The following is a 19923-nucleotide window of genomic DNA, read 5'->3' as shown; positions in this document are numbered from 1 at the left end:
TGCATAAAAGCGGCCGTTCCGAAGTAAATAAAGACTCGCAAAAACAACTTAAGTTCCCTATAAAAAACAGCAACTTAGAGAATTGTATACAACCCATACCACTGGTCGGGTTTCGATTGTCACCGTCTCGATACAACCTCAGGATCGCGCCGTCATCCTCTTGAGGTTCCTCTATGAAGTTCTCCTCGATTCTCTTGCTGTCCCTTGGCCTGGTCAGTGGCGCAGCCATGGCCGGTGGCACCACCGAAGCCGGTGTGGGCGGCGCATTGGGCGGGGTTTTAGGTTCAGTCGTAGGTCAGCAATTGGGCGGTAACACCGGTTCAGCCATCGGTGCGGCTCTCGGCGGCGCAGGCGGCAGTGCGGTGGGCGCAGACAAGCGCAGCCGCGGCGAAGCTGCTATTGGCGGCGCATTGGGCGCAGCCGGCGGCAACGTTGTAGGCCGCAGTGTCGGCGGCAGCACCGGCAGCCTGATCGGCGCAGCAGCCGGCGGTGGCGCCGGTGGCGCACTGGGCAACTACATGGGCAACAAGAGCGATGACGATGATCGTCGTTACCGTGGGCGCGATAACCGCCGCTATGACCGCGACGACCATCGCGGGCGCGGCCATGCTTATGGGCATCGCAACAAGCATCACAATCGCCACCGCTAAGACTGGAAATACCTTCCGGAAAACGCAGCAAAATAGTGTGGGAGCTGGCTAGCCTGCGATGCAGTCGCCTCGGTGTATCAGTCAAATCGCGGCGATGCTATCGCAGGCACGCCAGCTCCCACATAAGCGGCGTTAAGCCACCAAGCGCTGCAAGGCACCTCGCAGCGCTTCTGGAATCGTCACCGGCTGGTTCGACGCCCGATCCACAAACACATGCACGAACCTCCCCGCAGCACAGGCGTCCTCTTCGCCCGCCTTGAACACCGCCAACTCATACTGCACCGAACTGTTGCCCAGCTTGCCCACCCGCAGGCCGATCTCGATGCGGTCCGGAAAGGCAATCGAGGCGAAGTAGTCGCACGCCGAACTCACCACGAATCCCACCACCTCGCCGTCATGAATATCCAACCCGCCCTGCTCGATCAGGTAGGTATTCACCGCTGTGTCGAAGAAGCTGTAGTAGGTGACGTTATTCACGTGGCCATAAACATCGTTGTCGTGCCAGCGCGTGATGATTGGCTGGAAGTGGCGATAATCGGCGCGCTGTGGCATTGAGTCGGACATGGAAAGATCTCGGTCAGTGAAGTTACAGGTCGTTCAAATGAGCTTCGGCCCATTCACGCACCTCGGCGTAGGGATATTCCTCAAGTGCGGCGAAACCAGGAATAGTCCGCGCCTTCAGCTTGGTAAACAACGGCACGCTGATCCCGCCCAGGAACCGCGTCAACCGCTCAGCGCCCGGTAAGTGGCCGTTGTATTCATGATGCCTGTGGATAAATTCACCGCACAGCGCCTGGAAGTTTTTATCCACAAGCGGCGGCAAGCTCGGCGGCGCCGGCAAGTGGGCGACGTTACCGTGGCACACCGAACAATGCCCGCACTGCCGGGGCGCGTTTTCATCACCAAAGTAATGCGCCAGGCGGTAACCCAGGCACTCCTGCGTAGCGAACAGATCCAGCATGGCGTGAATCCGCGCCACCTCCGTCACCTCATGCTGCTTGAAGCCTGTGTATAACTCCGTACTAAGCGCCTGTGGATCAAAGTCGGTATTCAGCAGGGCGTAGACCTCGGTCATCTGCTTGCTTTCCATCTCGATCAGGCCCTGCTCCTGGAAGTAATCCAGGGCCTTCACCACCCGACTGCGCTCGGCCTGATGCTGTTGATACAGCGCGTCGAAATCCACCGTCGCCCAGGTCTTTGCCCTTTTACAGACCTGGATAATCGCCGCGACAAACTGCTGCCGTTCGCCGGAAAAGCGCGCCAGCAATGCGTCCGGCTCAATCAGATACTTGAAGCGGTACTCGGCGTAAAACGCGTAGCGCGGCGCGATCACACCCTTGAGTTCAAGCTGCACGAGCAAGGTCTTCAGAGGCAGTTCACGGATATTGCTGTGGTCCGACAGTGACCGAAGCAAAAACTCCCATTGCCCATCACCACGGACCGCCTGTATTTCCTCCAGGACGCGGCGAATCCCTTCCTGCTCCGGCGTGTCGCCGTACACAAAGTTTTCCAGGATATTCAGGCTGTCGCGGTTGGCCAACACCAGACAGTCAGATGGCTGCCCGTCACGCCCGGCCCGGCCGATTTCCTGACTGTAGTTCTCGATGGATTTGGGCAGATCGAAGTGCACCACATTGCGGATATCGCTCTTGTCGATGCCCATGCCGAAAGCAATGGTGGCGACGATGCAATTGGACTGGCCGCCCATGAACCGCTTCTGAATGCCCTCGCGTTTATCGTGGGCCAAGCCCGCGTGATAAGCCTCGGCCTGGATGCCGTTGCGATTCAAATGCTCGGCAATGTGTTCGGCGGTTTTCTGCAGGGTGACGTAGACGATGCTCGGCTGATCGGCCCGCTCCTTCATCCATTCCACCAGACGGCGGCGCTTGTCCTGGCCGCTGACCGGCTCCACCAACAGGTTTAGGTTGGAGCGGTAGAAGCCGGTGGTGATCACATCGTCCGGTGCAATGGCGAACTTGGCCTGCATGTCGGCGATCACCTTGGGCGTCGCCGTGGCAGTCAACAACAGCGCCTGGGGAATGCGGAACTGACGCTGGTAGTCCGGCAGCTTCAGGTAGTCCGGACGAAAGTTGTGGCCCCACTCGGAAATACAGTGAGCTTCGTCCACCACCAGCAGCGAGATCGGCACGCTTCGCAGGAAATTGCGAAAGCGCTCGTTCTTCAAGCGCTCCACGGAAACCATCAGGATTTTCAGCTCGCCCGAGCGCGCCCGGGCCATGACGTCATTGGCATCATCGCGGCTCTGGGCCGAATCGATGCTGCCCGCCGAGATACCGTGGCGCTGCAAGAAACCCAACTGATCCTGCATCAGCGCCAGCAACGGCGACACCACCAGCGTCAGATGCGGCAGCAGCACGGCAGAAAGTTGATAACACAAGGACTTGCCAGAGCCCGTGGGGAAAATCGCCGCCGCCGAACGACCGGCCAGCACGGCACTGACCACCGCTTCCTGGCCCAAACGAAACTGTGGATAACCAAAGACCTGTTGGAGGGTGTTGTGCATAAGCTGTCACTCCATTGACCGCTGAACGAGCCCAAAACATAGACCAGCGCATTCAGCGAATCGAGAAAGGTCGCAAGGAAAAAAGAGTCTGGATGATACACAGCCTGGGAAGTGGAGTAGGCACCCGTGAGAAACGTTCCGACCTTACGCAGGACGCATCTCGAAACTCATTGCGCTACAATCAAACTTCGCACCGAGAGGACGCTGTCATGGCCGAACTGACGTTTGAGCAAAAGCAGGATCACTACCACAAGATCCGCCGTTCCAACTACCTGGCCAGCCTGCGCCTGGAAGGGTTCGACACCCAGCCCGCCGACGTCGACAAACCCCTGCCGACCCGCGAAGCCGTCCTCGCCAAGTACCGCAACACCCCACGCTGATGCTCGACAAATATGGCGTGGGCCAAGACCCGTACTGCTACCCCGGTAGCAGCGTCCTGCGCAACCGCCTCGATTTGTTCGACGAAGAACGCCTGCACCAGGCCGAGCGGGAACTGTCTGAAATTGCCGTAGGCAGCCTTCCGCTGTATCCCCCGCCCTACGACCTTGAACGCTTGCAACACATCCACCGCACCCTGTTCGGGGACATCTACGAATGGGCCGGGGAACTGCGTACGGTCAACATCCAGAAAGGCGACACGCTGTTCTGCACGCCGGAACGAATTCCACCTGAGGCAGCCAAGATCATCCAGCACATGGCGCAGGCCAACTGGTTTGTCGGTGTGACGCAGACAGAGTTGGTGACGCAAATTGCCGAGGCCTATGGCGACCTCAACGTGATCCACCCGTTTCGCGAAGGGAATGGCCGGGCGCAGCGGATTCTGTTCGAGCAGATCATCGTGAATGCCGGGTTTTCAGTGAACTGGTGGCTGGTGAAGAACGCAGCGTGGATACCGGCGAACATCGATGCGGTGGCGTGTGATTACCGGGGGTTGGAGGCGATTTTCGAGCGGTGTATCAGCACCCCGCGCTAGCCCCGATCGTTCCCTACGCTCCGCGTGGGAATGCCGCCAGGGACGCTCCGCGTCCCGTAATCCGCGCACGACCCAAGCCATGAACACTGGTGACGCGGAGCGTCACGGGATGCATTCCCACGCGGAGCGTGGGAACGATCAGTGCCCGTTAAAGCTGGTAACGATCTGTTTACTGCTCTCGCCCCACACTCCCGCCAAGGTTCGCTCCGTCGCTGCAAATTCAGCGGCCGGGCTTGGTCACCCGAAAAACAGCAGAGATAAACACGCCAGTTCGTTTGGCGTATTCCTTTGAATTTGTGTTCGGACCATTCCAATGACCAACTCGACAGTTAATCGCTACCGCTTTCTGACAACCAACTTTACCGAGACATATCCGCTTCTCATCGACACCGACGCCGCTGCCGAAGACATCCAGGCAGCTGCCGACCTCCTAGAGACCCTCTCCTGCCTGACCTATGAACAGGCGGACATCAAAGACATTTCCCACATCACCAACGCACTGTATTTGCTGGTCCAGGATGGCTGTGACCTGCTGGAAGCCGCCCAATACGGAATGATGCAACTCACCACCGCCGACGCCGTAAAGCGAACGCCATCTGAGCAGCCACACAGCTAAAAATGTGGGAGCTGGCTTGCCTGCGATAGCGGAGTGTCAGAAAACACCTCTACCACTGACACACTGCCATCGCGGGCAAGCCCGGCTCCCACACTTGACCTGTTTCGTTTGAAGGATCATGGTTCGATCGATAAAGTCAGTCGCCCTGCCCACTCACGCGTAACCACCATGAACCTGGCCCCCAACTTTCCTGAAGACCTTGCCATGCAACAGCTCTTGCAACTGCTGCATGAGGAAATTGGCCTGCCCGAATACAAGACGCTGCGCCTTGAAACGGCCATCAACCTGGACCTGGGTTGCGACGGCACCGAAGCCAATCAATTGCTGGAAGCGCTGGAGCAAGACTTCGCTGTCGACTTGAACGACTACGACGCTTATCGTTATTTCCAACCTCCCGTCTTCGATGTCTTCCTGAAGCACAGAGCCAAAGGCCGCGTCGACAAAATCCCGCTGACCATCGGCATGCTTTACCTGGCTATCAAGGCCCAACGCTGGGACACGCAAACCCTGGAAAGCCTGAGCGAACACACACCTCAAACACGCTAAAGATCTAATGTGGGAGCCGGGCTTGCCCGCGATGAGGCCCGGACAGTCAACACACCTATAAGCCGATACACCGCAGCCCTCAAAAAAATAACAAGGACCTTACATGGACGTACTAATGGGCCTGCTGGCCGCCCTGCTCTGGGGCGGCACGGACTTCCTCGTGGGCCTCAACGCCCGAGCCGTCGGCGTCAAACGCGCGGTGTACTTCGGCCAGGCCCTGGGCTTCCTGATCATGACCCTGCTGCTGGTCATATTCCCGGCCTTCCTCGTCAAATCCCTCGCGGCGCCTTTGAGTGTCTGGCTCCTGGGTGCCGCAGCAGCCCTGCTGACCGTCGCCGGTGCCCTCGCACTGTCCAAGGCCTTCGCCCTGGGCAAAGCGGCCATCGTCGCGCCTCTGGTGACGTCCTACGGCGTGGTGACTACGTTGCTGTCATGGGCCAGCGGCGAACACATCAGCCTGATCCAACTCGGCTGCATCGCCCTGTGCGTGGTGGGTGTGATCCTCTCCAGCATCCACAAGGACAACGGCGTCCCACACAACAGCTCAAGTCGCTCTATCGCCTACGCGATGCTCGCAGCGTTGCTCTACGGCACCAGCTTCTGGGTGCAAGGCCGTTACACCCTGCCGACGCTTGGCCCGGTGACGATGCTTTGGCTGGGTTACCTGGTAGGGCTGTGCGTGCTGGTGTTGATGGTACTTAAGATCAAAGACGGCCTGAAAATCCCACCGCTGAAAAACTGCGCAACGCTGACCGGGGCGAGCGTGATGAACCTGGGTGGATTCTCGGCATTCTCGTGGGGCGCGATGGCGGGGTCGGTTTCCGTGGTAACGGTGATCAGCACGCTATCAGGTGGGATCGCGGCGATTCTGGGGTTTGTGTTTTTCAAGGAACGGCTGTCAGCGGTGCAAGTAACCGGCGTCGTGCTGGTGTTGGTCGGGGCCGTGGTTTTGCACCTCGTCGACTAATCCATCGCCCACAAAAAAGCCGCCCACACGGGGCGGCTTTTTCACAACGGCCGAATCTTACAACTTCGGACCCGCAGCCTTGATCGCGTCGCTCACTTCAAACTTCTTGAAGTTCTCAACGAACAGACCCGCCAGCGCCTTGGCGGCTTCATCGTAGGCAGCCTTGTCAGCCCAGGTGTTACGTGGGTTCAGCAGGCCAGTCTCGACGCCCGGTACAGCCAATGGCACGTCCAGGTTGATGGTATCGAGGTGCTCGGTCTCGGCACCAATCAACGCACCGCTCTGGATCGCTGCAATCACGCCACGGGTGGTCGGGATGTTGAAGCGCTTGCCAACGCCGTAGCCGCCGCCGGTCCAGCCGGTGTTGACCAGGTAAACCTTGGAGCCGAAGCCGCGGATGCGCTTGATCAGCAGCTCTGCGTATTCGCCGGCCGGGCGCGGGAAGAACGGTGCGCCGAAGCAGGTGGAGAAGGTCGACTTGATACCGGCGCCCGAACCCATTTCGGTCGAGCCCACCAGTGCGGTGTAGCCGGACAGGAAGTGGTAGGCCGCTTGTTCTTCGCTGAGGATCGAGACTGGCGGCAGTACGCCGGTCAGGTCGCAGGTCAGGAAGATCACGGCGTTTGGCTCGCCACCGAGGTTTTTCTCGGAGCGCTTGGCAACGTGTTCCAGCGGGTAGGCGGCGCGGCTGTTCTGGGTCAGGCTGACGTCAGCGTAGTCGGCGTGCTTGGCGTCATCGATGACGACGTTTTCCAGCACGGCGCCGTGCTTGATGGCTTTCCAGATAACCGGCTCGTTCTTCTCGGACAGGTCGATGCACTTGGCATAGCAACCGCCTTCGATGTTGAACACAACACCTTCGCCCCAGCCGTGTTCGTCGTCGCCGATCAGGTAGCGGCTTTCGTCGGCGGACAGGGTGGTTTTACCCGTGCCCGACAGGCCGAAGAACAGGGTCACGTCGCCGGCTTCGCCGATGTTGGCAGCGCAGTGCATCGGCAGTACGTCGGAGGCCGGCAGCAGGAAGTTCTGCACCGAGAACATGGCTTTTTTCATCTCACCGGCGTAACGCATGCCGGCGATCAGCACTTTTTTCTGGGCGAAGTTAAGGATCACGCAACCGTCGGAGTTGGTGCCGTCACGCTCTGGCACGCATTCGAAGTTGGCCACGTTGAGCACTTGCCACTCTTCACGACCGGCCGGGTTGTACTGGGCCGGGTTGATGAACAGGCAACGACCGAACAGGTTCTGCCAGGCAGTCTGGGTGGTCATTTTCACGGCCAGGTAGTGGTCTTCTGCAGCCCCTACGTGAACGTGGGAAACGAAATGCTCTTGGGCGTTGTTGAATGCCTCGACGCGAGCCCACAGGGCATCGAACTTGTCGGCCGGGAACTTGCGGTTGATCGGGCCCCAGGCAATGGCAGCCTGGGTGGAAGGCTCTTCAACGATGAAGCGGTCAACTGGCGAACGGCCGGTACGATGACCGGTTTCTACGACCAGCGCGCCGGTATCGGCAAGCACGCCTTCACCGCGCTGCAGGGCTTCTTTGACCAGATCGTCAACACTCAGATCGGTGTATACGGCGTTATTGGCTTGCGTCATGAGGTTCCCCGTCGGCCAGTGGCCGAGTGCTCCAAACGTTTTGTAGTAGAAAGTTGCGCACTACTACCGCGAAAAAAGTGGGCCGGATTATGCCAGAAAAGCCCAAAAAGAGTAGGGCCCTCCGGTCAGAACGGCGGAAATCCGGCGTTTGACAGGTGATTTACCTGTGCTTAAACGTTTTAGTGGCGGGTGCCTGAAGGGGTGTCTACGCCCGCGCCGGCGAATAATTGAGCAATATCGGCGGCGTCGAACAGGTAGCGCTGGTTGCAGAACTGGCAGTCAATCTCGATGTTGCCACCGTGTTCCACCACCAGGTCCTGCGCATCTTCCAGGCCCAGGCTGACCAAGGCCGTGGCCGAGCGCTCGCGGGAGCAACTGCAGTGGAAGTGCAGGGATTGCACGTCGAACAGGCGCACGGCCTCTTCGTGGTAGAGGCGGTGCAGGATGGTTTCGTTGTCCAGGCCCAGCAGTTCTTCGGCTTTCAAGGTGCCGGCCAGGGCGGTGATATGGGCCCAGCTGTCGGCACGGTCTTCTTCGTCCTTGATGCGGTCGGCCGGCAGTTGTTGCAGCAGCAGGCCACGGGCGCGCTTGCCGTCGGCGTTGAGCCAGAAGCGGGTGCCCACTTGCTGGGACATCACGAAATAGTTGGTGAAGCAGTCGGACAGGGTTTCGCCGTCGAGGTCGACGATGCCCTGGTAACGCTGGCCTTCAGTCGGGTCGACGGTCAGTGCGAGCACGCCGTCAGGCATCAGGTCAGCCAGGGTCGCATCGGCGGCAATCCGGTCCGCGTCGTATCGGGCCAGGCCACGGATTTCACGCTCGCTGGAGCATTCGATCATCAGCAGCGGGATCGGGCCTTCGGAGCGGGCCTGCAGGATCAGCAAGCCGTCGAACTTCAGGGTGCCCACCAGCAGCGAAGCGGCGGCCATCAGCTCGCCGAGCAACTGCGCGACCGGCTCCGGATAGGGGTGCTTGGCGAGGACTTCGGCATAGCTGCGCTCCAGGGCGACCAGTTCGCCACGGGCGTCGCTGTCGTCGAAGATGAAGCGTTGGGTGAAGTCGGTATCCGGTAGATCAGTCATAGGTCTGGGTATCTGAATTGATGACAAAAAGATGACAACGTTTATAGAATTACACGCTTTAGCACCATTTTGGTGCGGCCTTCTCCAGGAAAACGAAGCGCTTTAAAGCAAAGAGGAAACAGTTTATGAACAATCCGGGTTTGTTCCAAGCCAGGTGGAACCTCGGGGGATTGGCCCTGTGCAATTTATTCGCTGTGGGGCTGCTGTGTTTTTGGCTCTGGCCAGCGGGCCAGGCGGTCTGTGTGGTTTTCGACGAGTGGCTGTTTCATCTGCTCAACGACCCCTTGGCGAGCAGCGAGGCGTGGTTGCATGTGTGGGCGGTGGCCAGTTTGCGCCCGTTTGATGCCGTGGTGGGGGTGATTCTGCTGGCGCTGTTGATCCGCGGCGACTGGGTGTTCAAGACGATTGAAGTGCGCCAGGCGTTTTTCGGCTTCCTGGGCATTCTGCTGCTGTTGTTGTTTATCCGCATGCTGTTTTCCAAGCTCGCAGCGCAGATGGGCTGGCAACACCATAGCCCGTCGATGGTGATCAGCGGGGCGATTCAGATGAGTGACTATTTCCCCGGTCTTGAGAAAGCGTGGGAATTGAAGGACCGCTCCAGCCAGAGTTTTCCGGGGGATCATGCTTCGGTGTTGTTGATCTGGGGGATGTTCATGACCGTGTTCGCCAAGCGCCTCGGGCAGGTCTTGGTGATCTGGGGGCTGGCACTGCTGTTCATGATGCCGCGGCTGGTGGCCGGCGCGCATTGGGGGCAGGACGACTATATCGGCGGGGTGTTGCTGGCGCTGTTGGCGTTGGGTTGGGGTTACTACACGCCCTTCGCGGCGAAGGTTTCAGGAGGGCTGTTGCGGCTGACGGGACCAGTGTTTGAGTGGTTTCAGCGGGTGCCGCTGGTTAATCGCTTGAGCGTGATTCGCAGCGTTTGAGTTGAAGTTGCAGGAGCCGGCCTGGCTCCTGCAGTCTGCCGGTTAATCATCATTGCCACTGCCGCGAAACTTGAACAGGTCGCGCCGCTGTTTCTTGCTCGGCTTGCCGTCGGTGGTCATGCCCAGGGAGCCCGCCTTGCGCATGGCCGCCGCGTTTTCGCGCTTGGCGATACTGGCTTCGGTCTCGGTATACAACGCCTGCGCCTCGGGAGCGCCCTTTCGCACAATTGAAAGCGCCTGGACCACGACGGTTCGTTCATCAAAACCGGCGCGAATCTGGAATTCATCGCCAATGCGCGGCTCCTTGCCGGGCTTGCAACGCTCACCGCGCCAGTGCACCTTGCCACTCTCGATGGCCGCTTTGGCCAGGGCGCGGGTCTTGAAGAAGCGCGCCGCCCACAACCACTTGTCCAGCCGGACTTTTTCTTCCTCTTCCTGCTTCTGAGCCACTTGAATTCCTCGCTCTGAAAAATGTCGCAACTTTACCGTTGAACCCCTTCAACGCATAAACCCTTCACCTCACCTAAGATACGCCAGGCAGTATCTGTTTTCGCGAGGTTAACGTGTGACCGACTTTCCTGTTTCACTCACCTCACCCAAACAAGGCTGTGCGGGTTGCCAGCAAAGTGAACCGCTGGGTTTTGAGTTTGATTTTGCGTATCAGCCTATCGTGGACCTGCGGGACCAGTCGATCTTTGCCCATGAGGCCCTGGTGCGGGGCGTCAATGGCGAGGGGGCGCTGTCGGTGCTGGATCAAGTCAACGACAGCAATCGCTACCGTTTCGACCAGCAATGCCGCACCAAGGCGATCGCCACCGCCTCGACACTGGGCATGCAGACGCACCTTTCAATCAACTTCATGCCCAACGCGGTGTACCGGCCGGAACTTTGCATTCGCAGCACCCTGGAGGCAGCTCGCGCGCACAATTTTCCGCTGGACCGGCTGATTTTCGAAACACTGGAAAGCGAGCACGTAGATAACTATCGCCATTTGACGAATATTCTGCGTGAATACCGCGAATTCGGCTTCAAGACCGCCATCGACGATTTCGGGGCGGGCTATTCGGGGCTGAATCTGCTGGCCGATTTCCAACCCGACCTGATCAAACTCGACATGGCGCTGATCCGCGATGTTGACCGTGATCGTGTCCGTCAGGTGATCGTCCGGGGGATTGTCACAATCTGTGAGCAGTTGGGCGTTACTGTCATCGCCGAAGGCATCGAAAGTGCTGGCGAACGAGACTTTCTCGCCGACTGTGGAATATTCCTGATGCAAGGCTACTGGTTCGCCAGGCCTGCATTCAAAGCCCTGGCCAAGGTATCCCCCGAGGCCTGGGCGAATTAATTGCTGGTTATTCATATTGAAGACATTTGACCATTTGACCGTTGTGGGTCTGCGTGAGTGGGTGGCACTTCCCGATTTGGGAGTGGCTGGCCTGCGCGCCAAGATCGACACCGGCGCCAGTACCTCAAGCCTGCATGCCACCGAGATCGAGCCATTTGAGCGCGACGGTGCAAAGTGGGTGCGCTTTACCGCGCACCTGGGCAGCGTGGTGCAATTGCGTCACCGGCGTTGCGAAGCGCCGCTGGTGGCGATGAAAACCATTAAAAGCTCCAACGGCCAGGCCCAGGTGCGATACGTGATCAGCACCACCCTGGCCCTGGGCGACCGGGTATGGCGGGTGGAATTCACCCTCGCCTGCCGCAAGGCCATGCGTTACCGCCTGCTGCTGGGTTCCAAAGCCCTGATTGACGGCCAACTGGTGGTCAACCCCGGCCTCAAATACGTTCAAGACAAGCCGGTGTTCCCGGTCTCTACTACCTCTGCCACAGGTGTTGCATGAAGATCGCTGTGCTGTCGCGTAACCCGCGTCTGTATTCCACCCGTCGCCTGGTCGAGGCCGGCACCGAACGTGGCCATGAGATGGTGGTGATCGATACGTTGCGCGCCTATATGAACATTGCCAGTCATAAGCCGCAGATCCACTACCGGGGCAAGCCGCTGGAGGGCTTCGATGCGGTGATCCCGCGCATCGGTGCGTCAGTGACGTTCTATGGCTGCGCGGTGTTGCGCCAGTTTGAAATGATGGGGGTGTTCCCTCTGAATGAATCGGTGGCCATCGCCCGTTCGCGGGACAAGCTGCGCTCGCTGCAGCTGCTGTCGCGTCGGGGCATTGGTCTGCCGGTGACCGGCTTTGCGCACTCCCCGGATGACATTCCCGACCTGATCGATATGGTCAATGGCGCGCCTCTGGTGATCAAAGTGCTGGAGGGCACCCAGGGCATCGGCGTGGTGCTGTGCGAGACCGCGACAGCGGCCGAGTCGGTAATCGAGGCGTTCATGGGCCTCAAGCAGAACATCATGGTGCAGGAGTACATCAAGGAGGCCGGCGGTGCAGATATCCGCTGCTTCGTGGTGGGCGACAAAGTGATTGCCGCGATGAAGCGCCAGGCCAAGCCGGGGGAGTTTCGCTCCAACCTGCACCGTGGCGGCAGTGCCAGCCTGATCAAGATCACCCCGGAAGAACGCATGACGGCCCTGCGGGCAGCCAAGGTCATGGGGTTGAGTGTGGCGGGTGTGGATATCTTGCGTTCCAACCACGGGCCGCTGGTGATGGAGGTGAACTCGTCACCGGGCCTGGAAGGGATTGAGACCACCACCGGCAAGGATGTGGCGGGGATCATCATTCAGCATCTGGAGAAGAATGGTGGGCCGAATATGACCAGGACCAAAGGCAAAGGTTGAGGACTCCCAACCTGTAAAGCACCGCAAAACCAGTGTGGGAGCGGGCTTGCTCGCGAAGGCGGTGGATCAGTCAACATTTCTATGGACTGACCCACCGCCTTCGCGAGCAAGCCCGCTCCCACATTTAGACCGCGTCCCTGGGCAACATCAGCCCCAACGGCAAACGCACTCGCGCTTCCAAACCGCCATCCGGCCGGTTGCGCAATTCGACATTGCCGCCATGCATCGAAGCAATCCGCCGCACAATCGCCAGCCCCAGGCCCGTGCCTTTGCCACCCCGGGCACGGTCGCCACGGGTGAACGGGTTGAAGATGCCTTCCAGCTCTGCCGGATCGATACCGGCGCCACGGTCCAGGACACTCAGCACCACGTAAGGCGCACTGGTATCCCCGGAGACATACGCCGCCACTTCAACATCGGAACCGGCGTGATGCAGGGCGTTGCCAATCAGGTTGTTCAGCAGGCGTTTCATCGAAACCCGACGCAACGCGAACGGCTGGATCGGCTCCAGGCGCATGCGCACCTGCTCACCGTTCTGGTTGTAGGGCGCCACCACCTCACGCACCAGGTCCGTCAGGTCGACCTCTTCCACCACCTCATCCCGGCCATCGCGGATAAACGCGAGGAACTGGTCGAGAATCGCGTCCATGTCTTCGATGTCTCGAACCATGTCGTCGGTCAGGTCGGTGTGGCTGCCCATCAGTTCCAGGGAAAGCCGCAAGCGCGTCAGCGGCGTACGCAGGTCATGGGACACCCCCGCCAGCATCAGCTCGCGCTCGCGTCCCGCCTGTTCGACATCCTCGGCCATCTGGTTGAACGCGCTGTACACCTCGGTCATTTCACTCGGCGTATCGCTGATGGGCAGCCGCACGCTGCGGCCCTGACCGAGCTGGCGTGCAGCAAACACCAGGCGTTTGAGTGGCTGGTTGAGCTGGCGCACAAAAATCCAGGCAGATGCGGTGGAAAGCAAGCCAATCGCCAGGAACCAGCCCAGCACGTTCCAGATCTTCTGCCCCCGCAGTGGATGCGGGTACAGCGGCACTTTAAGCCAGTCTTCCCCCAGGCTCGGCGCCCGCACCCACAGCGCCGGCGACACATGCATGCGCAGCCGCACCTCGGTGTCTTCACCCAGTTCGGCCTGCATCTGGCGTTGGTAGATTTCGCTGTAGGGCCAATGTTGCTCGCCCTCGGGCACACCCGCACCCGCGACCCGGACCAGGGTAGCGGCCTTGGCGATCTTCTCGCGGTTCTCGGGGTCTGCGGCCCAGTAGGCGCGCAAGGTCAGGGCGACACCGTGGCTGTACTGCCGGTCCACCAGCACGTCTTCGTTCATCAACAGATAAACCAGTGTCAGGGCCTTGGAAAACAGTACGACGATGAGCACCAGCCAAAGGGTGCGTGAGAAGAAACTCTGCGGGAACCACAACGGGGTTTTCATAAAAGACAGCTAGACACCTTGCAGGAGCGAGCGAAGCTCGCAGAATTGCAAACGCCGGGCAACCGGCTGACTCTTATCGAGTCATCACCGGCAAGCCCGCTTCTGCAAATCATCGGTCACTTGGTTGCAGTGCCATCCGGCACAAACACGTAACCCACGCCCCACACCGTCTGGATATAACGCGGCTTGGATGGATCGGGCTCGATCATCCGGCGCAGACGGGAGATCTGTACGTCGATGGAGCGCTCCAGGGCGTCCCACTCGCGGCCACGGGCCAGGTTCATCAGCTTGTCGCGGGTCAGCGGCTGGCGCGCGTTCATCACCAATGCTTTGAGCACGGCGAATTCGCCGGTGGTCAGCATGTGCACTTCATCGCCACGCTTGAGCTCACGGGTGGCCAGCGACAGCTCGTAGTCACCGAAGGTCACGCTTTCGTCTTCGCTGCCTGGGGCGCCCGGTACCGGGGCAGCCTGGCGGCGCAGTACGGCCTTGACCCGCGCCATCAGCTCGTCCGGGTTGAACGGCTTGGCCAGGTAATCGTCGGCGCCCAGTTCCAGGCCCTTGATGCGGCTCAGCTCATCGCCCTTGGCGGTCAGCATGATGATCGGGATCTGATTGTTGGCGCCGCGCAGGCGTTTGCAGGCGGTCAGGCCGTCTTCGCCGGGCAGCATCAGGTCCAGCACCACCAGGTTGAAGACTTCACGTCCCAACAGGCGGTCCATCTGTTCGGTGTTTGGCACCGCGCGTGCGCGATAGCCTTTGGAGTTGAAGAAACGCTCCAGCAGGCTGCTCAGCCCCGGATCGTCATCAACGATGAGAATTTTTTCGCCTTCAGCAGTTTGTGCAGTGCTGCTCATTAGATGCTCCTCTTATCTCGGCGCGCATTATGGCGTAGCTGCCGTTATACGCACCGTGTGCATTGTTAGCAGATTTTTCCTCTACCGCCAGCGAACCCGCGCCCTACAACCTTGGCCGCAATCCCCCCAAGGGCAGAACGCTGGTTATAATGCGGCGCCTTTGTGCAGGGCAACGTCAGTTCGTTACCGTTTACTGCCAGGGGATTTTTTTCACCCGCTTGTAGTGATTTTTTCGATTTCGAGGGTCAATAGGCTGCCTCTTGACCCAGGCAGCGGCGCCAGTCGGGCCGCTCAACCAGCCTCGCAAGCCTTGTTTTCCGGGCCTGCGAGCCTGCTTTCAGAATTTCAGGTGGTTTTATGGACAGCATCAACAGCCGCATCGCCGAGGAACTCGGTGTACGCCCACAACAGGTCGAAGCGGCCGTCGCTCTACTGGATGAAGGCTCCACGGTTCCCTTCATCGCCCGTTACCGTAAAGAAGTCACCGGCAGCCTCGATGATATCCAGTTGCGGCATCTGGAAGAGCGCCTGCGCTACCTGCGAGAACTCGACGAACGGCGTATCAGCATCCTCGCCAGCATCGAAGAGCAAGGCAAGCTGACCCCGCAACTGGAACGCGACATCAAGCTCGCCGACACCAAGACCCGCCTCGAAGACTTGTACCTGCCGTACAAGCAGAAGCGCCGCACCAAGGGCCAGATCGCCCTGGAAGCCGGCCTCGGCGAGCTGGCCGACGGCCTGTTCAACGACCCGTCCCTGGCCCCGGAAACCGAAGCGGCACGCTTTGTCGATGCCGAAAAAGGCGTCGCCGATGTCAAGGCCGCCCTCGAAGGCGCCAAGTACATCCTCATGGAGCGCTTTGCCGAAGACGCCAACCTGCTGGAAAAACTGCGCAACTACCTGAAGCAGGAAGCCACCCTCAGTGCCCGCGTGATCGCCGGCAAGGAAGAGGAAGGCGCCAAGTTCCGCGATTACTTCGAACACGACGAGCCGCTGAAAAGCATGCCGTCCCACCGTGCCCTCGCGATTTTCCGCGGTCGCAACGAAGGCATCCTGAGCTCCGCACTGAAGGTCGGCGACGAGTTGCCGGGCACCATGCACCCGTGCGAAGGCATGATCGGTCAACAATTCGGCATCCAGAATCAGAATCGTCCTGCGGACAAGTGGCTCAGTGAAGTCGTGCGCTGGACCTGGAAGGTCAAGCTCTACACCCACCTGGAAACCGACTTGCTGGGCGAGCTGCGCGACGGCGCCGAGACCGAAGCCATCAGCGTGTTCGCCCACAACCTGCACGACCTGCTGCTGGCCGCGCCTGCCGGCCCACGCGCCACCCTGGGTCTCGACCCGGGCCTGCGCACCGGCTGCAAGGTTGCCGTGGTCGACGCCACCGGCAAGCTGCTGGACCATGCCACGGTTTACCCCCACGTGCCGCACAACAAGTGGGACCAGACCATCGCCATCCTGGCCGCCCTGTGTGCCAAGCACTCGGTGGACCTGATCGCCATCGGCAATGGCACCGCCAGCCGCGAGACCGACAAGCTGGCCGCCGAGCTGATCAAAAAATACCCAGGCATGCAGATGACCAAGGTGATGGTCTCCGAGGCCGGCGCTTCGGTGTACTCCGCATCTGAACTGGCGTCCAAGGAATTCCCGGACCTCGACGTGTCGATCCGTGGCGCCGTGTCCATCGCTCGCCGCCTGCAGGATCCACTGGCCGAACTGGTGAAGATCGATCCGAAATCCATCGGCGTCGGCCAGTACCAGCACGACGTATCGCAGCTGAAACTGGCACGCGGCCTGGATGCAGTAGTGGAAGACTGCGTGAACAAGGTCGGCGTGGATGTGAACACCGCCTCGGTAGCGCTGTTGGCCCGAATTTCCGGCCTTAACGCCACCCTGGCACAGAACATCGTGACCCACCGCGATGAGAACGGTGCGTTCAAGACCCGTGCAGCGCTGAAAAAAGTCGCACGCCTTGGCGAAAAAACCTTCGAGCAAGCCGCCGGCTTCCTGCGCGTCATGAACGGCGACAACCCGCTGGATTCCTCGGCCGTCCACCCGGAAGCCTACCCGCTGGTACAACGCATCGCTGCTGAAACCGACCGCGACATCCGCTCGCTGATCGGCGATGCCGCGTTCCTCAAGCGCCTGGACCCGAAAAAGTACACCGACGAAACCTTCGGTGTGCCGACCATCACCGACATCCTGCAAGAGCTGGAAAAACCGGGCCGCGACCCGCGTCCCGAGTTCAAGACTGCCGAATTCCAGGACGGCGTCGAAGACCTCAAGGACCTGCAACCGGGGATGATCCTCGAGGGCGTCGTCACCAACGTGACCAACTTTGGCGCGTTTGTGGATATCGGCGTGCATCAGGACGGTTTGGTGCACATCTCTGCGCTTTCGGAGAAGTTCATCAAGGACCCGCGCGAAGCGGTGAAAGCCGGTGACGTGGTCAAGGTCAAGGTCATGGAAGTCGACATCCCGCGCAAACGCGTCGGCCTGTCGATGCGCATGAGCGACACCCCGGGCGAAAAAATCGACGGTGCCCGCGGCGCACGCCCAGGCTCGGCGCCACGCCAGTCCCAAGGCAGTGCACCGCGCAAGGAAACCGCCGCGCCAGCCCCGGCCAATAACGCCATGGCTTCGCTGTTCGCCAACGCCAAACAACTGAAGAAACGTTAATGGAACTGCCAGCCGGCTTGACCCACAGCGCTTTCAGCGAACTCATTGGCTGCCGCCTGCAACGCCTGGAAACCGGCGTTGCCGAGGTGGCCATGACCCTGGAGCCGCAGTTGCGCAACCGCGCTGGCAAGCTCCATGGCGGGGCGATCTTCAGCCTGGTGGACATTGCCATGGGACTGGCCTGTTCCAGTTCCCATGGTTTCGACCAGCAAAGCGCGACCATCGAATGCAAGATCAACTACATCCGTGCCGTTTCCGACGGCGATGTGCTGTGCACTGCCCGGGTGATTCACCCCGGTCGGCGTACGCTGGTGGTCGAGGCTGACGTGTACCAGGACGAAAAACTGGTCGCAAAAGCACAAGGCACCTTCGCTGTCCTATAGCTCCCTGTCATCGATTTGAGTTAATTTCGGCGCTGCGAAAGTTGCGCCGAACTTTTCCTCGTGCGCGATAGCCAGATTCAGGGACGAAGGCGGCTCTTTCAGAGTGGGTCAATCCGGCTCAAAAACCAGGCGATAACGCCAGTTTCCACTTCACCCTTGTAGACCGTCCTGCCCACCCCCATATTGGGGCGACTGACGCGTGAAGGAATCCAACTTGAGCGAACTTCTCAACCGCCGCCTGGCCCTGCTCGGCAAGCACGAACACCTCTCTTTGCTCGAGCAATGCCTGCACGGCATCGAGCGCGAATGCCTGCGCGTCACCGGTGAAGGCCGACTGGCACAAACGCCGCATCCCGAGGCCCTGGGCGCTGCACTGACCCACGAACAGATCACCACCGACTATTCCGAGTCGCTGCTGGAGTTCATCACGCCGGCGTTGCCCAACCCGGCCGATACCCTGAGCAGCCTCGACAAGATCCACCGTTTTGCCTACAGCAAGCTCGGCAACGAGTACCTGTGGAGTCCATCGATGCCGTGCCCGTTGCCGGCCGAGGAAGATATTCCGATTGCCTACTACGGCACTTCCAACATCGGACAGCTCAAGTACGTGTATCGCAAGGGCCTGGCCCTGCGGTACGGCAAGACCATGCAGTGCATCGCCGGGATCCACTACAACTTCTCCCTGCCGGAAGAGCTGTGGCCGCTGCTCAAGGAAGCGGAAGGTTTTGTAGGTACCGACCGCGACTACCAGTCTACGGCCTATATCGCGCTGATCCGCAACTTCCGCCGCTACAGCTGGCTGCTGATGTACCTGTTCGGCGCCTCGCCAGCCCTGGACGCGGGTTTCCTGCGCGGTCGCTCGCACCAGCTGGAAGTACTGGACGCCGACACCCTGTATCTGCCGTACGCCACCAGCCTGCGCATGAGCGACCTGGGTTACCAGAGCAACGCCCAGGCCGGCCTGACGCCGTGCTACAACGACCTGGCGAGCTACACCGACAGCCTGCGCACAGCGGTGGCAACGCCCTACGCGCCATATGTCGAAGTCGGCACCCATAAGGACGGTGAGTGGGTGCAGCTCAACACCAACATCCTGCAGATCGAAAACGAGTACTACTCCAACATCCGCCCCAAGCGCGTGACCTACACCGGCGAACGGCCGATCCAGGCGCTGATGGCCCGTGGCATTCAGTACATCGAAGTGCGCTGCCTGGACATCAACCCGTTCCTGCCGATGGGCATCGACTTGCAAGAGTCGCGCTTCCTCGACGCGTTCCTGCTGTATTGCGCACTCAACGACAGCCCGCTGTTCGCCGACAACGAGTGCGGCAACGCCACCTCCAACTTCCTCAGCGTGGTCAAGGAAGGTCGCCGTCCGGGCCTGCAATTGCAGCGCCGTGGCGAATCGGTGGACATGAAGGAATGGGCCGCCGAGTTGCTGGAGCAGATTGCTCCGCTGGCAGCCTTGCTGGACCAGAGCCAGGGCATCACTGAACACAGCCAGGCACTGGACGCCCAGTTGGCGAAGGTCAAGGATTCGTCCCTGACCCCGTCGGCCCAGGTGTTGGCGGCGATGAGCGAGCGTAAAGAGAGCTTTGCGCAGTTCTCGCTGCATCAGAGCCAAGTGCATGCCGAACACTTCCGCAGCGAGCCGTTGAAGGCTGAGGAACAGGCACGTTTTGAGGAGCTGGCGCGCAATTCGCTGGCGCAACAGGCGGAGCTGGAGCAGAACGAAGTGGGCGATTTTGACGTGTTTGTCGGGTCGTACCAGGCGAGCATCCTCGCCATCAGCAACTAAAAGCCTGACACAAAACCCTGTGGGGGCCGGGCTCTTGTGGGAGCCGGGCTTGCCCGCGATGCAGGCGCCGCGGTATTTCATTAGTACCGAGTCGATGCTATCGCAGGCAAGCCCGCTCCCACATTTGACCTATGCA

At 60.2% G+C, this 19923-nt stretch carries 20 protein-coding genes; 13 read left to right on the top strand and 7 right to left on the bottom strand.

Going from position 1 to position 19923, the window contains the following annotated elements:
* Positions 1-173: 173 nt before the first annotated feature.
* Entirely contained in the window at positions 174-650 is a 477-nt protein-coding gene (locus tag LIY45_RS14175; protein WP_017478123.1) for a YMGG-like glycine zipper-containing protein, read from the top strand.
* A 132-nt stretch (positions 651-782) separates the two neighbouring features.
* Here LIY45_RS14175 and LIY45_RS14170 read toward each other — a convergent pair whose 3' ends face one another.
* Both LIY45_RS14170 and LIY45_RS14165 read right to left on the bottom strand, forming a co-directional pair.
* Positions 783-1214, bottom strand: a complete 432-nt coding sequence (locus tag LIY45_RS14170) for a thioesterase family protein (RefSeq protein WP_017478122.1) — start codon at positions 1212-1214, stop codon at positions 783-785.
* 22 nt (positions 1215-1236) lie between these two features.
* Positions 1237-3174, bottom strand: coding sequence for a RecQ family ATP-dependent DNA helicase (locus LIY45_RS14165; RefSeq protein ID WP_226476696.1), 1938 nt, complete (start codon positions 3172-3174; stop codon positions 1237-1239).
* Between the two features lie 209 nt (positions 3175-3383).
* Between LIY45_RS14165 and LIY45_RS14160 the strand changes: the two genes are divergently transcribed.
* The 5 genes from LIY45_RS14160 (at position 3384) to LIY45_RS14140 (ending at position 6276) form a co-directional block, all read left to right on the top strand.
* Positions 3384-3554 carry a YhfG family protein gene (locus LIY45_RS14160; RefSeq protein WP_017478120.1) on the top strand — a complete coding sequence of 57 codons (171 nt, stop codon included), beginning with the start codon at positions 3384-3386 and terminating at the stop codon, positions 3552-3554.
* Entirely contained in the window at positions 3554-4147 is a 594-nt protein-coding gene (locus LIY45_RS14155; RefSeq protein ID WP_226476695.1) for a putative adenosine monophosphate-protein transferase Fic, read from the top strand. Before LIY45_RS14160 ends, LIY45_RS14155 begins: the two co-directional genes overlap by 1 nt.
* A gap of 313 nt (positions 4148-4460) precedes the next feature.
* The gene (locus tag LIY45_RS14150; protein ID WP_226476694.1) at positions 4461-4763 is read left to right on the top strand and encodes a hypothetical protein; all 303 of its coding nucleotides are present in this window, start codon (positions 4461-4463) and stop codon (positions 4761-4763) included.
* A gap of 168 nt (positions 4764-4931) precedes the next feature.
* The gene (locus LIY45_RS14145; RefSeq protein WP_226476693.1) at positions 4932-5309 is read left to right on the top strand and encodes a DUF1493 family protein; all 378 of its coding nucleotides are present in this window, start codon (positions 4932-4934) and stop codon (positions 5307-5309) included.
* A gap of 115 nt (positions 5310-5424) precedes the next feature.
* Positions 5425-6276 (top strand): DMT family transporter, encoded by an 852-nt coding sequence (locus LIY45_RS14140; RefSeq protein WP_226476768.1) that lies wholly within the window; start codon positions 5425-5427, stop codon positions 6274-6276.
* A gap of 57 nt (positions 6277-6333) precedes the next feature.
* On the opposite strand, the gene LIY45_RS14135 is transcribed toward LIY45_RS14140, so the two are convergent.
* The gene (locus LIY45_RS14135; protein WP_017478115.1) at positions 6334-7875 is read right to left on the bottom strand and encodes a phosphoenolpyruvate carboxykinase; all 1542 of its coding nucleotides are present in this window, start codon (positions 7873-7875) and stop codon (positions 6334-6336) included.
* A gap of 179 nt (positions 7876-8054) precedes the next feature.
* The gene (gene hslO / locus LIY45_RS14130) at positions 8055-8957 is read right to left on the bottom strand and encodes an Hsp33 family molecular chaperone HslO (protein ID WP_017478114.1); all 903 of its coding nucleotides are present in this window, start codon (positions 8955-8957) and stop codon (positions 8055-8057) included.
* Between the two features lie 125 nt (positions 8958-9082).
* Between hslO and LIY45_RS14125 the strand changes: the two genes are divergently transcribed.
* Entirely contained in the window at positions 9083-9883 is an 801-nt protein-coding gene (locus LIY45_RS14125) for a phosphatase PAP2 family protein (RefSeq protein ID WP_226476692.1), read from the top strand.
* Between the two features lie 42 nt (positions 9884-9925).
* Here the strand turns inward: LIY45_RS14125 and LIY45_RS14120 are convergent, their stop codons facing one another.
* The gene (locus LIY45_RS14120; protein ID WP_017478112.1) at positions 9926-10333 is read right to left on the bottom strand and encodes a S4 domain-containing protein; all 408 of its coding nucleotides are present in this window, start codon (positions 10331-10333) and stop codon (positions 9926-9928) included.
* A gap of 115 nt (positions 10334-10448) precedes the next feature.
* On the opposite strand from LIY45_RS14120, the gene LIY45_RS14115 reads away from it, so the two are divergent.
* The 3 genes from LIY45_RS14115 to rimK are packed head-to-tail and all read left to right on the top strand — an operon-like array spanning position 10449 to position 12629.
* Entirely contained in the window at positions 10449-11228 is a 780-nt protein-coding gene (locus LIY45_RS14115; protein WP_226476691.1) for an EAL domain-containing protein, read from the top strand.
* 49 nt (positions 11229-11277) lie between these two features.
* Positions 11278-11727, top strand: a complete 450-nt coding sequence (locus tag LIY45_RS14110; protein WP_173860425.1) for an ATP-dependent zinc protease — start codon at positions 11278-11280, stop codon at positions 11725-11727.
* A complete protein-coding gene (gene rimK, locus LIY45_RS14105) occupies positions 11724-12629 on the top strand; it encodes a 30S ribosomal protein S6--L-glutamate ligase (protein WP_010214091.1) in 906 nt (301 codons plus the stop codon). Before LIY45_RS14110 ends, rimK begins: the two co-directional genes overlap by 4 nt.
* Positions 12630-12753: 124 nt before the next feature.
* Here the strand turns inward: rimK and LIY45_RS14100 are convergent, their stop codons facing one another.
* Both LIY45_RS14100 and ompR read right to left on the bottom strand, forming a co-directional pair.
* On the bottom strand, positions 12754-14067 hold the full coding sequence (locus tag LIY45_RS14100) for an ATP-binding protein (RefSeq protein ID WP_226476690.1): 1314 nt from the start codon (positions 14065-14067) through the stop codon (positions 12754-12756).
* A 116-nt stretch (positions 14068-14183) separates the two neighbouring features.
* Complete coding sequence (ompR, locus tag LIY45_RS14095) at positions 14184-14924, bottom strand: two-component system response regulator OmpR (RefSeq protein WP_003213175.1); 741 nt, start codon at positions 14922-14924, stop codon at positions 14184-14186.
* Between the two features lie 357 nt (positions 14925-15281).
* Here ompR and LIY45_RS14090 point away from each other — a divergent pair, with 357 nt between their 5' ends.
* From LIY45_RS14090 to gshA, 3 genes are all read left to right on the top strand, one after another.
* Positions 15282-17606: a Tex family protein gene (locus tag LIY45_RS14090; protein ID WP_226476689.1), complete on the top strand. Its 2325-nt coding sequence runs from the start codon at positions 15282-15284 to the stop codon at positions 17604-17606.
* Positions 17606-17989 carry a PaaI family thioesterase gene (locus LIY45_RS14085; protein WP_008435797.1) on the top strand — a complete coding sequence of 128 codons (384 nt, stop codon included), beginning with the start codon at positions 17606-17608 and terminating at the stop codon, positions 17987-17989. The genes LIY45_RS14090 and LIY45_RS14085 overlap by 1 nt, the downstream gene beginning before the upstream one ends.
* 214 nt (positions 17990-18203) lie before the next feature.
* On the top strand, positions 18204-19787 hold the full coding sequence (gene gshA / locus LIY45_RS14080) for a glutamate--cysteine ligase (protein ID WP_226476688.1): 1584 nt from the start codon (positions 18204-18206) through the stop codon (positions 19785-19787).
* Positions 19788-19923 lie beyond the last annotated feature (136 nt).

The organism is Pseudomonas sp. MWU16-30323 (assembly GCF_020515595.1).
GTDB classification, from domain to species: domain Bacteria; phylum Pseudomonadota; class Gammaproteobacteria; order Pseudomonadales; family Pseudomonadaceae; genus Aquipseudomonas; species Aquipseudomonas yamanorum.
Note: the sequence above shows the minus strand (reverse complement) of the source record. Positions and strands in the feature narration are given on the sequence as shown.